The organism is Leptolyngbya sp. FACHB-321, assembly GCF_014695975.1.
Taxonomy (GTDB): Bacteria; Cyanobacteriota; Cyanobacteriia; order Leptolyngbyales; family Leptolyngbyaceae; genus Stenomitos.
In genome coordinates this window covers 89309-101156 of the sequence record NZ_JACJPI010000071.1, presented here as the reverse complement: position 1 = coordinate 101156, position 11848 = coordinate 89309, and the positions used below count along the sequence as shown (strand labels likewise).

Here is an 11848-nt window from a genome sequence, read left to right as displayed (position 1 = left end):
GGAGCAGATGTGTTCCATTGCCTCTTTCTTTTCATTAATCAGTAAAGGAATGGAAGGGTGAATGATTCGCAAATCATCGATCGACCCATTATGCGATCAACAACAAGGAAGGGCAGCGGTTTCCAATTTTTAAGCGTATCCGCTATTGTGGCTAAGTTAGCGTTTGAGTTGTGTGATTGTGAGTGAACAGCAGTTTGCTACTGGCTTAAGTTTGTGGAGTCAGCGTTTGCTGGCAGCCATCCTTTTAGGGGGACAGGTAATGGTGCATCTATTAGCAGGCAAAATTCACCGCCGCAACACCCTCGATCAAATGGCGATCGTGGGTCCAGCATCGCTAATGATTGCTCTGCTGACATCTACCTTTATTGGTATGGTGTTTACGATTCAGGTATCGCGCGAATTTATCAACTTTGGGGCGAGTAATGCTGTGGGGGGTGTGCTGGCAGTCTCTCTCACGCGCGAAATGGCTCCTGTCTTAACGGCGGTGGTTTTGGCAGGTCGTGTCGGTTCAGCGTTTGCAGCCGAGCTTGGGACGATGCGCGTAACAGAGCAGATTGACGCGCTTTATATGCTCAAAACTGACCCGATCGACTACCTAGTCATTCCCAGAGTGATTGCCTGCTGCCTGATGCTACCGATTCTGACTATTCTCTCACTGCTAACTGGCATGATCGGTGGCATGGTGATCGCCAAGACTCTTTACGGCATTCCACAGAGCGTTTTTTTCGATTCTGCTCGCAACTTTGTTAGCCTATGGGATTTATGTAGTGCGCCAATAAAAGGCAGTTTCTTTGGTGCCGTGATTGCCATCATTGGAACAAGTTGGGGGCTGACGACAACTGGGGGCGCGAAAGGTGTAGGGCAATCGACAACGACTGCTGTTGTCACCTCGCTGCTTGCCATTTTTATTTCTAATTTCTTTCTTTCGTGGTTTATGTTCCAGGGCTTGGGAAGTAGCTTAGGAAAAGGTTTGAGCTGAACGCAGGCAAGAGGCGTTGTAAGTCTTTAGGGATTAGTGACAGCGATAAACATACGATCGCCAGTAATGCCATGGGCAATCGGGTCTACAGCAGTCAATCAACAAAAAAACGTGCTGCTGACGTTGGTTCTAGCGGTCTTACCTAGGGTTCTACTGCGAAAGTTCCTACTTCGGAAGTTGTGGTGAAGCGGGCGCAGGTTTTGGCTTGGAGGAACGGGTGGACTGGGGTACAAAGGTATCTACCAACGCTTGTACCAATGCTTCGCGCTGTGAGCGATTCAGACGATTAATTGCTGCTCGGTCACCTTCGGCTGGACTGGTTCGCAACGTGGCGCGGCTAGGATAGCTAGTTTCATCAAACCCTCCATCCAAGCCCAAGCCCAAGTAATCTGCCAGTGTCAGCTTCCAGTCAAAACGATAGGACGGCGATCGCCCTGCAACGTAGAGGTGATAGCGGATGAAGCGACCGACCAGGGTATTGTCTGTCTCAACTTTACCAGTTTCTTTATTTACATACTGGTTTTCTTTGGGAAAGTCAGGCAACCGTTCGTAGACAGATTGCCATGCTGTTTCTGGGCGCACTCGTTGGGCGATCGCAGGCAACGGACCGAACGGCTCAGGGCAAACGATTGCCAGAGTCGTTAGAAAAAACCACCCGCTCATAAAAGTGATCAGGGTTTTTACAGTCAGTCGAAGTGCTGTCTTTTTCTTTGGCATTACGATCGCCCATCCAATTGCAGAGAGTCAGCTAATTGAGCAACCTACTCACCAATGATTTCTGGCTGAGTTAGCTCATCTGACATTTCAATGATTGCCCGCATGACCGGCTTCATGGTTGGATCATCCACACTGTCAAAATCTTCAAACCGACGACGCTTCGCCCGATTTGCGACCTGAACCGTAATCCGATAACGATTGGATGCGGCTGAAATCAATTCATCAGCTCGACGCATCAACTGAGTGCTATCGAACGCGGTACGCTTCTGCATAAAGGTTGCCTGTAATTGCGAATAACAAAGGAGAACTGTAGCCCCCAGTCTATCAAGAGTTACAGACTTCTGTTGCAGTTTTCCTAAATTGCTTAGACCTTGACAATGCCCTGATGCTCCGGAAAAGACGCACTGAACAACCAGTAATACTGCCTACTGCACTCGATCGCTCGTACTTGGTCACACGGCAGTTTATATTGGTAACGCTATATAAAGTAATGATTAAGCCTGATTAGACAGTATTAAGCTTTGCAAAGCATTTAACAGAATGGTAGAAACCCCCTTTCAACGTGTTGCTTACCAAAAGCAGGATCTCATGGAACCAGTGACGCTCACTTCAATGTACCAGCCAACCTATGCCCGCTCTGCTGTAGCAGTGACCTCTCTAAAAGTGGTCGCACTGGGAGATAGCCTGATTTATGGCTTTGGCGACCCGGTTGGGGGTGGGTGGATTGAGCGTCTGCGCCGGAATTGGATGCAGTCGAGTGGTCCCGATTATGCGCTTTATAACCTGGGCATTCGGGGTGATGGGGTGAAGCAAGTTGCTCAGCGCTTAGAGAGCGAATTTCGCCAGCGTGGTGAGCTACGCAATCGTGTACCAGATTTGATGATTCTGTCGGTTGGTGTGAATGATTCGGCTCGTTTAGGGCGATCGCAAGGACGGAATTTCACAGATCTTGCAATGTTCGAGGCTGAAATGATTGCCTTGTTGGAGCAAGCACAGCGGTTATGCCCGACTCTCTTTGTCGGGATGGTGCCTGTTGATGAAGCCAAGATGCCCTTTCAGAAATGCTTCTATTACAACCATGCAGATCAGTTTCGCTATAAAGAGGTCACACGCTTAGCCTGTCAGCATTACCAGATTCCCTACCTTGATGTTTTTTCTCAGTGGTTAGAACGGGGTACAGACTGGTATCGATCGCAGCTAAGTGACGACGGGCTACACCCAAATGTCTCTGGCTATCAGTCCTTATTAGAAGATGTGCTGCACTGGCAGCCCTTTACTGATTATGTCTGGGGAACGACAACGAACCTGGAGTGCTTGGTCTAGAGCAGACCGATGTCCGTTAGCATTTGTGACTGTTGTCGGATGCCTGGTATAAAGTTGAGCATTGAGATCGTGGGATTTAGACGCACATGACAGCGCTGGTAGTGGCTACGGGAAACCCAGGTAAGCTAAAAGAAATGCAGGCTTTTCTAACGGGATTAGATTGGGAGCTGCTGCTCAAGCCTGAAGCCATAGAGATTGAGGAGACAGGAGAAACATTTGCCGAGAATGCTTGCCTTAAAGCCTCTCAGGTAGCGCTAACGACGGGAGAATGGGCGATCGCGGATGATTCTGGCTTGGAAGTGGATGCGCTGGATGGTGCGCCCGGTGTTTATTCCGCCCGTTATGGCAAGACAGATGCAGAACGCATTGAGCGACTGCTGAGTGAGCTAGGCAATGAGCTGAATCGTGAAGCCCGCTTTGTATGCGTGATTGCAATCGCCCAACCCGATGGCACGATCGTTCGGCAAGCGGAGGGTATCTGCGCTGGCAGTATTCTTCACGCCCCACGTGGTAGCGGTGGCTTTGGCTATGATCCGATCTTTTACGTTGCCGAACAACGGCTCACGTTTGCCGAAATGTCACGCGAGCAAAAGCAAACCCTAAGCCATCGTGGTAAAGCGCTCCAAGCCTTACTGCCACAACTGCGATCGTTGTAAGGCTATTGTTTTAAGACTGTCGATTAAAGTACTTGAACGAGTGTGCAGCCGTAGCGGTAAGACAACGCTATGCTTCCCAATTTCCTGTGCTTGAATTCTCATGTCTCAGGCAAGTGGTGGTGCCGCATTGTGTTAGAAGCACCACTACCCAAAATGGTTTAGCAGGTCTGGGCACGCCTTTTCTAAACGGAGATTCTAACCGAAATTTACAATAACTTTATAAAAAAGTTAGTTTGTGAAGTTGCCGAAAAGATTAGGTCAGTAGATCAGCGTAGACAATCAGGTGCTATGAAGTAGGGCTTATAGTTTAGCTAGGCTTTATACGTATTTATACGGTTTTATTCTTAAAAGCTGGAGCGACTATGCAATCCATATTTTTTACTGCAATGGTTGACCCATCGCTATCGACTCTTACAGAGAGCCAAACACCCCATCGATCGGCTCGCTCCCTCTTCAAGCGCGCTATCGATATAGTGGGTAGTCTAGTGGGCTTGCTACTACTAGCAATACTCTTTATTCCACTAGCGCTTGCTATCAAGCTAGATAGCCCTGGTCCAATTTTTTATGCTCAAGAACGTTATGGTCTACTAGGGCAGACATTTCGCATCTACAAGTTTCGCTCGATGGTGCAAAATGCGGATGCTCTAAAGTCGCAGGTAAAGAATGAAGCGAGTGGGCTGATTTTTAAAAATCAGGATGATCCTCGCGTGACAAGAATTGGTCGGTTTCTGCGTCGTAGCAGCCTGGATGAGTTTCCCCAATTTTGGAATGTGTTGCTGGGGGAAATGAGCTTGGTTGGAACGCGCCCACCTACGGCTGATGAGGTTTCGCGGTATGACAGCCACCACTGGCAGCGGCTAAACGTCAAGCCCGGTATGACTGGAGAATGGCAGGTCAACGGTCGATCGATGGTCAAAGACTTCGAGGACATTGTTAAGCTTGATCTGCACTATCAAGAGCAATGGCATCCGCTTTATGATTTGACGTTGATTGTGCGGACTGTCTACGTCATTGTGGCTAAGGTTGGTGCTTTTTAAGCCGCTTTGCTGGCTGTAAGCGTTTGCACAAAAACTATATGTTAAATAACTGAAGGGCGCATCCAGCGCCCTTTTTGCTTTGTTGCATCAGTGCTAAGACTAGATCAACGACTAGCTCACTATCCCGTTAGCAAAAGCAAAAAAGGGTGAGTTAAAGACAATCAAGGCAAGCATCACTGAAGCCTTACTGGCACTGCTAGAACCTCTTGAACGGACTCCAATCGAAAACATTGACTGAGCAAGCAACATCAGCTTAGTTTGCCATGCTTAAATCGTTCGGGAGCGACGTGCGATCGCCTGAATTGGCTTAACGCAAACGTACTGAATCAACGGCTGTTTCTAAAAAACGTTTGTACTAAAACGGCGTATGATTCAGGTAGATTGTTGCTGTGCTTGCTACTTGACGCTGGCGATCAATTCAACCCTTACAGTCGATCGCCGATGAATTGTTGCCAATTCACAATTTGGTTGCATCATGGTGTCTGTAAAAGGATGTCTGTAAAAGGGTCTGGGCAGCAGTCAATATGAGTATGCGATCGCGTTGGCATGGTTATCAAGCAAATTCAGTTGTAGCAAGCAGGTAGGAACGCTCGGCATGGTTTTACTGCTTACAGATGTCTTTCTGTTGCTTACCCAGGTTTTGCTGTGGATTGTGATTGGGCTAGTCACCTGGTTTGTGCTGCTCAAAGCATTGCCCAAAGCCTTTTTAGGAATGTTGGTGCTGCTGCTGATTTTGCTTATCCTGGCGGTATCTTTTTTTGGAGGACCCCCTGCCCCAAATACAGGCGTCCTGGAAGTGCTGTGGCGGATTATTTCGTTTCCGTTTAGCCCGTTAGGGCTGGGACTAATACTGGTTTTGATCCTGCTGTCTGGCGTTAAACTCGGCAAGGTCATCAAAAATGTGATTACTGCCGCGCTGATCTTGCTGGCGCTGGGCTGTTTCCCGCTTGTGGCTTATTACCTGGCGCAAGAACTAGAGATGGAGGCGATCGAGCTAATTGGTGCACAACCACCGCTTGCAGGCGATGCCCGTCGAGTCATTGTGTTGCTGGGTCAGAATACGACGCGCCTACAGCTTAGACCACGACTAGGGAATGTACCCACGCCGCCAGCCACCACACCTGCAAATGCGCCCCGAGTGGAACGCCCTGTCAGCCCTGAAGCGTTTCAAGCCATTTCTACGCAACCGATTCAAATGACTGAGCATGGCGATCGCATCATTTATGCCGCTCAACTGTATCAGGAAGAAGCTCGTGCAGGGACACGCCCTTTGATCGTCGTCAGTGCTGGACCACGCCCGGATCGCGCACAAAAGGAAGGCGAATCGAGAGAGCAAATTTCGGAAGCACGCGATGTCCAGATTTTGCTAACCCGGACATTAGGTGTGCCGGAAGCAGATATTCGTCTGGATCACGAGGGTACCAGTGTACGTCGCAGTGCTGAAAACGTATACAGGTTGCTTACAGAGGCTCAACGGGTTAATTTTGGCAATCAACTGACGCTGGTTGGCACTGCGCTCAATATGAATCGGGCGGCACTCACCTTTGTCCGTGTGTTTAACGAGAGTACTATTGTCATCCGCCCAACTGACTTTTTTACGATACCGCCTGGTACTCACCTTGCGCGGCGTGTACAGGGGCGTGACTTGATTGAGCGTCAGCTTCTCGCAACTGATGTGCTGCCTAATGTGGATGCACTCTGGTTAAGCAGCCAGGCGATCGAAGAATACCTCAATGCTATTTACTATTTTCTGCGTGGCTGGATCAGGTTTGGCGGTGCATCGCCACGAGTGCTAGCGCCACCTGCGGCTATGCTTCCGTCACCGAGTCGTCGTGCTCTGACCTCGATCGCCACTCTGATTCGTTTAGGATGAGAAAGCTTCTGCGTCGATCCAACGCATTGATATCTCGTACTACACCAAATCATGGCTCAATCTCGACTGCGTAAACTGGGGCAGTACCTTCTTCCCCATTGGAAAGCAGCAGGCTCAGGCGTTTTAGCGCTTTTAGTGGTCAATCTTTTGGGCGTTCGCATTCCATTACTGATTCGGGATGCGATCGATCGACTTCAGATTACGTTTAGCTTCAGTCAAGTTTTCTACTATGTCGTCCTGGTGCTGGGCATGGCATCAGTAATGTGGATTGTGCGCATGGCATCGCGTACGCTGCTCTTTGGAGTTGGTCGCCAGGTCGAGTTTGATCTGAAACAGAAAGTGTTTGCTCATTTGCTGACGCTGGAACCGTCTTACTTTGCAGCGAATACGGTGGGTGATCTCATTAATCGATCGACGAGTGACGTGGATAATATCCGTCGTCTGCTGGGGTTTGCGGTGCTGAGCCTGGCAAACACGCTGTTTGCCTATGGGCTAACCTTACCTGCCATGCTAAGGATCAACGTCAAGGTGACGTTGCTGTCGCTGGCAGTCTATCCCGTCATGCTGATCTTGGTGCAGGTCTTTAGCACACGGCTTCGAAGCGAGCAGATTGTCGTGCAGGAGCAGTTGTCTGACCTCAGCGAGTTGATCCAAGAAGACATGAGCGGCATTTCCCTGGTGAAGATCTACGCCCAGGAAGAAAACGAGCGAGAGGCGTTTCAGCGTCGCAACCAGGAGCTTTTGGAGGCAAATCTGTCGCTTGCATTAACGCGGAGTACGCTACTGCCGCTGCTGCCCGGTTTAGCAAGCGTTGGGCTGCTGGTCGTGTTGCGGTTTGGAGTCAGCGCCATCAACGAAGGTGCTATTACCGTCGGAGACTTTGTGGCACTCTTGCTGTATGTGGGGCAACTAGCGTTTCCGGCAGCCTTACTGGGTTTTACTATTACGGCATACCAAAGAGGCGAGGTGAGTGTCGATCGCATCGAAGCCATTCTTACGGTGCAACCCCGCATTCGCGATCAGCCCGACGCGATCGCCCTGTCACGATCGCAGGTTCGGGGCGAGTTGACTGCCGACCATCTCACGTTTGCGTTTCCAACAGCAAATGGTAGCAACAGCAAACCTGCCTTGCAAGCCGTAAGTTTTACCATTCAACCGCAGGAAACCGTTGCCATTGTGGGATCGATCGGTTCTGGCAAATCGACGCTGGCGAATGCACTGCCCCGGCTACTAGATATTGCTCCCGGTCAACTGTTTTTAGACGGCTTCGACATTACCCAGGTGCGCCTTGCAGATCTCCGTGGCGCGATCGCCTACGTTCCTCAAGACAGCTTTCTGTTCAGCACGACAATTAAAAACAACATTCGCTATGGTGAGCCGGGCGCAGACGAAGCCAGGGTGATTGAAGCTGCTAAACAGGCACAAATTCACAGTGAAATTCTCAATTTTCCACATCAGTATGAGACGATCGTTGGCGAACGCGGCATTACCCTGTCTGGTGGTCAACGCCAACGAACAGCACTTGCACGGGCACTTCTAGTCGATGCACCGATTCTTATCCTGGACGATGCCCTTTCTAGTGTGGATAACCAGACCGCTACCCAGATTTTGCGAAACCTCTCGGAAGGCACCCATCGCAAAACCGTCCTCTTTATCTCACACCAGTTGTCGGCGGCAGCGAGTGCCGATCGCATCTTTGTGATGGAGCAGGGCACGATCGTCCAGTCTGGTACTCATAGTGGTTTGATCGGACAACCAGGGCTATATCAAACCTTGTGGAACCAACACAAGCTCGAAGAAGTCTTGCAATAGATCTAGCGAGATTTTCTACAGCGCAATGGTAATTTTAGAGTATTGGTCAGCAGTGCCACTTTCTTAAATGCAAAAGTCTGCTGTCAGAACGTTTTATCGGAAAACGTCTCAAAGTCCTGCGCTGAACGGTGAATTCAAACACAGCTAGTTTTATTAATCACTTACCGAAAGTATTGAGGAACGGTCACAATGACCTGCAAAAAGAGTTCGCGCTATCAAACCATCCTTTCCCTGACGCTGCTTATGCCATGCCTAACGCTGTTTGGGCTATCTGCTCAAGCAACACCAGCAGCCAACCAGGCGACGATCGCGCCTCCCTCTAAAATTAGCCTTAAATTTAAAGTACCAAAGCGTGGCGCACCGACTTCTACAGCCGGTGGAGCAAGCCGTGGCTCTTGCGTGACAGCAAACAAGCCGCCTAGTAAGCCAGCACTAACGGCACTCAAGCCTAGTACTCGGTTAGGCTTGACGGTTGCCGAGCGTCCCAGCTTTTTTGTTTACGTGCCTCAGTCGCTCGCACGGACAGCAGTCTTTTTGCTCTTAAGTGATGATGATACTGAAGTTGTGTACGAAGCTACCTTCGCACTGCCCTCAACAGCAGGTGTCGTGCGCTTTGACCTACCAAATAATGCTCCAAGCCTGCAAGTGGGTAAGCAATACCACTGGTACATCACAACCGTCTGCAATACGACGGCTGGCTTGAGTGGCAGCCCTACTGTTGAAGGGTGGGTCGAGCGCATAGTTCCCGATGTGACACTAACAAAAGCTCTTCAGAAAACGCTACCAGGCAATCGCCCCAATCTTTACGCAGAAGCGGGCATCTGGCACGAAACCCTGACGACCCTGGCAGATCTTCAGCAGCAATACCCACAAAACACAAGGCTTCTTCAAGACTGGCGCGAGGTACTGCAATCAGTCGGGTTAGATGCAGTGGCAGCAGCACCGTTGATTACTGCTAACACTATGAAGCCATAGTAGCGGTCAGTGGGGTCTGTAGCTTGCTGCCCATAGGATTGGCTAAAGGCTAAAAGCTAATAACGCAAGATTCACAAATGCCCCGGAACTGCCCTATGTGGAAAGCGCTCAAACAAAAGGTCTGGCAATGGCGCGGTGTCATCATCGCTGTGCCGAGCGTGACGATCGCCGTTTTGGGTCTGCGATCGTTGGGCTTGCTGCAAGCACTAGAGTTTCCGGTGCTGGATCAGTTTTTTCTCATGCGCCCACAGGAAGCGATTGACCCTCGCATTGTCATTATTGAAGCTAATGAAGCCGATTTACAAAAGGTAGGGCATTGGCCATTGACGGATGCCGAACTTGCTAATGTACTGCAAACAATCAAGCAACAGAAACCAGCTGCGATCGGGCTTGACTTGTACCGCGACTTGCCTGTAGAGCCGGGTAATCAGACCTTGACGAAGCTCTTTGAAACAACTCCGAACCTGATTGGTGTTCAGAAGGTTGGCAGCAGCAGCGATAGTTCTCCAGTCAATCCACCTCCCATTTTGAAGCAGCGAGATCAGGTCGGCGCAAACGACTTCGTGCTGGATGCTGATGGCAAAGTGCGTCGTGGCTTGTTCTATCTAGAAGACAGTAAAGGCGAGAACGTCTTCAACTTTGGGTTTCTGCTGGCAGCCCATTATTTGAAAAACCAAGGCATTGAGCCAGAGTTAACTGCTGACCAAACCATCAAGCTAGGCACGGCAGTCTTTCCAGCGCTGGACGCTCATGCGGGCAGCTATGTGGGCGCGCAGGCAGGTGGCTATCAGGTGATGCTGACCTATCGTGGCACCCTGCAACGCTTTCAAACAGTAACGCTCACGGATGTGTTGGAACGCAGGCTGTCGACAGATCTGATGCGCGATCGCATTGTCCTCATTGGTACCACGGCTGAAAGCTTAAAAGATCTGTTTTATGTGCCGTACAGCAGTAGTTTAACGGCTCCTACGCGCATGGCAGGTGTCACCATCCACGCTAACTTTATTAGCCAAATTCTTAGCGCGACGTTAGATGGACGAATGCCGACGCTGAAAACATGGAATGAGCCACTGGAAGGGCTGTGGGTTCTTGTCTGGGCAACGATCGGAGCTAGCTTAAGCTGGCGGCAGCGCTATAGCGGCAAACCGGGATTTCGTCCCTGGAATATAGTCAGCATTATATTTGCAGCTAGTTGTTTAGTTAGCGGCAGCTACGTCATGTTTTTGCAGGGCTGGTGGATTCCTGTCGTGCCACCGATCCTGTCGTTATTTGGTGCCTCGATCGTCATTACGGGTTACCTCGCGCAATCGGCTGCGGAGATGCGCCGCACGTTTGGGCGTTATCTCACTGACGAAGTGGTTGCGAGTTTGCTCGAAACACCCGGAGGCTTGACGCTAGGGGGCGAACGCCGTAAGGTGACAATCTTAATTTCTGACTTACGCGGCTTTTCGGCAATTTCAGAACGCTTGCCGCCCGAACAGGTCGTCATGATTCTCAACCTCTATTTAGGCGCGATGTCCGACACGGTGACCCGTTATAGCGGCACTATTAATGATTTTATTGGCGATGGCGTTTTTGTCATGTTTGGTGCACCGATTTATCAAGAGGATGATTCAGAACGAGCAGTTGCCTGCGCGATCGCCATGCAGACGGCAATGGTAGACGTGAATCGGCAAAATCAACAGCTTGGGCTACCGACGATCGAAATGGGCATCGGCATCAATACGGGCGAAGTGGTAGTTGGTAATATTGGCTCCCAACGTCGCGCTAAATATACCGTTATTGGCAACCACGTCAACCTGGCAGCACGGATTGAATCTTATACAGTCGGCGGGCAAATTCTGATATCGGACGACACATTTCGCAATGTTGGAGACATCATCAAAGTTGATAGGCAGATCCGGGTAGAGCCTAAAGGTATCAAAGAGCCAATAACCCTCTACAACGTGAATGGCATTGGCGGCAAGCATAATCTCTCTTTGCCCGCAGACAAAGAGTTATTCATCGCGCTTACGCCCGAAATACCCGTGCAATACACCGTTCTGGAAGGCAAACATGCAGTTGGCACAATTTTTGAGGGCACGTTAGTCAGCCTGTCAGAGAAGAGCGCCGAACTACGATCGGATCACTTTCTCACCCCCCTTAGTAACCTCAAACTCAATTTGCTTGAGCCCTCTCGGGATGCTGTTGCAGTAGATGATCTCTACGCCAAAGTTTTAGACAGACCGGCAACCCATCCGAACTGTGTAAGAGTGAGATTTACAGGTATGCCCATTCGCTTGGCTGAGTTATTGCCTGATGGCTCTGTGACGATCGATGCTCCGCGTCATTCCTAGAGCGTTACAGCCATTAAAACTAACCGTTCCAGAACGCTTTTAGAGCAGTTTTTAAGCATCTACGGTTAACGCTGCGGCTCAAGAATGTATTAGGCAACCTGCTTGCGGCTGCGCTCAACCTTCCCGCAGCGGCAGGTTAA

10 protein-coding genes are annotated in these 11848 nt (G+C 50.0%); 8 read left to right on the top strand and 2 right to left on the bottom strand.

Annotation, left to right across the window (positions count from 1 at the left end):
- The first annotated feature begins 175 nt into the window (after positions 1-175).
- Positions 176-979, top strand: coding sequence for an MlaE family lipid ABC transporter permease subunit (locus H6F76_RS19815; protein ID WP_347276075.1), 804 nt, complete (start codon positions 176-178; stop codon positions 977-979).
- A 165-nt stretch (positions 980-1144) separates the two neighbouring features.
- On the opposite strand, the gene H6F76_RS19810 is transcribed toward H6F76_RS19815, so the two are convergent.
- Positions 1145-1696: a hypothetical protein gene (locus tag H6F76_RS19810; RefSeq protein WP_199304977.1), complete on the bottom strand. Its 552-nt coding sequence runs from the start codon at positions 1694-1696 to the stop codon at positions 1145-1147.
- Positions 1697-1740: 44 nt separating this feature from the next.
- The gene (locus tag H6F76_RS19805) at positions 1741-1968 is read right to left on the bottom strand and encodes a DNA-directed RNA polymerase subunit omega (protein ID WP_190446603.1); all 228 of its coding nucleotides are present in this window, start codon (positions 1966-1968) and stop codon (positions 1741-1743) included.
- 340 nt (positions 1969-2308) lie between these two features.
- Between H6F76_RS19805 and H6F76_RS19800 the strand changes: the two genes are divergently transcribed.
- From H6F76_RS19800 to H6F76_RS19770, 7 genes are all read left to right on the top strand, one after another.
- Positions 2309-3019, top strand: coding sequence for a GDSL-type esterase/lipase family protein (locus H6F76_RS19800; RefSeq protein WP_190446616.1), 711 nt, complete (start codon positions 2309-2311; stop codon positions 3017-3019).
- Between the two features lie 86 nt (positions 3020-3105).
- Complete coding sequence (gene rdgB / locus H6F76_RS19795) at positions 3106-3675, top strand: RdgB/HAM1 family non-canonical purine NTP pyrophosphatase (protein ID WP_190510861.1); 570 nt, start codon at positions 3106-3108, stop codon at positions 3673-3675.
- 362 nt (positions 3676-4037) lie between these two features.
- Entirely contained in the window at positions 4038-4712 is a 675-nt protein-coding gene (locus H6F76_RS19790; RefSeq protein WP_190510859.1) for a sugar transferase, read from the top strand.
- 595 nt (positions 4713-5307) lie between these two features.
- Entirely contained in the window at positions 5308-6585 is a 1278-nt protein-coding gene (locus H6F76_RS19785) for a YdcF family protein (protein ID WP_190510857.1), read from the top strand.
- A 51-nt stretch (positions 6586-6636) separates the two neighbouring features.
- Entirely contained in the window at positions 6637-8397 is a 1761-nt protein-coding gene (locus tag H6F76_RS19780; RefSeq protein WP_190510855.1) for an ABC transporter ATP-binding protein, read from the top strand.
- A 189-nt stretch (positions 8398-8586) separates the two neighbouring features.
- On the top strand, positions 8587-9372 hold the full coding sequence (locus H6F76_RS19775) for a DUF928 domain-containing protein (RefSeq protein WP_190510853.1): 786 nt from the start codon (positions 8587-8589) through the stop codon (positions 9370-9372).
- Between the two features lie 95 nt (positions 9373-9467).
- Positions 9468-11708, top strand: a complete 2241-nt coding sequence (locus tag H6F76_RS19770; RefSeq protein WP_190510851.1) for an adenylate/guanylate cyclase domain-containing protein — start codon at positions 9468-9470, stop codon at positions 11706-11708.
- The last annotated feature ends 140 nt before the right edge of the window (positions 11709-11848 follow it).

Excerpts from the sequence above, each read along its gene's own strand:
- H6F76_RS19810 (WP_199304977.1), bottom strand. The coding sequence starts at position 1,696 with ATGCCAAAGAAAAAGACAGCACTTCGACTGACTGTAAAAACCCTGATC.
- H6F76_RS19805 (WP_190446603.1), bottom strand. The coding sequence starts at position 1,968 with ATGCAGAAGCGTACCGCGTTCGATAGCACTCAGTTGATGCGTCGAGCT.
- H6F76_RS19800 (WP_190446616.1), top strand. The coding sequence starts at position 2,309 with ATGTACCAGCCAACCTATGCCCGCTCTGCTGTAGCAGTGACCTCTCTA.
- rdgB (WP_190510861.1), top strand. The coding sequence starts at position 3,106 with ATGACAGCGCTGGTAGTGGCTACGGGAAACCCAGGTAAGCTAAAAGAA.
- H6F76_RS19790 (WP_190510859.1), top strand. The coding sequence starts at position 4,038 with ATGCAATCCATATTTTTTACTGCAATGGTTGACCCATCGCTATCGACT.
- H6F76_RS19785 (WP_190510857.1), top strand. The coding sequence starts at position 5,308 with ATGGTTTTACTGCTTACAGATGTCTTTCTGTTGCTTACCCAGGTTTTG.
- H6F76_RS19780 (WP_190510855.1), top strand. The coding sequence starts at position 6,637 with ATGGCTCAATCTCGACTGCGTAAACTGGGGCAGTACCTTCTTCCCCAT.
- H6F76_RS19775 (WP_190510853.1), top strand. The coding sequence starts at position 8,587 with ATGACCTGCAAAAAGAGTTCGCGCTATCAAACCATCCTTTCCCTGACG.
- H6F76_RS19770 (WP_190510851.1), top strand. The coding sequence starts at position 9,468 with ATGTGGAAAGCGCTCAAACAAAAGGTCTGGCAATGGCGCGGTGTCATC.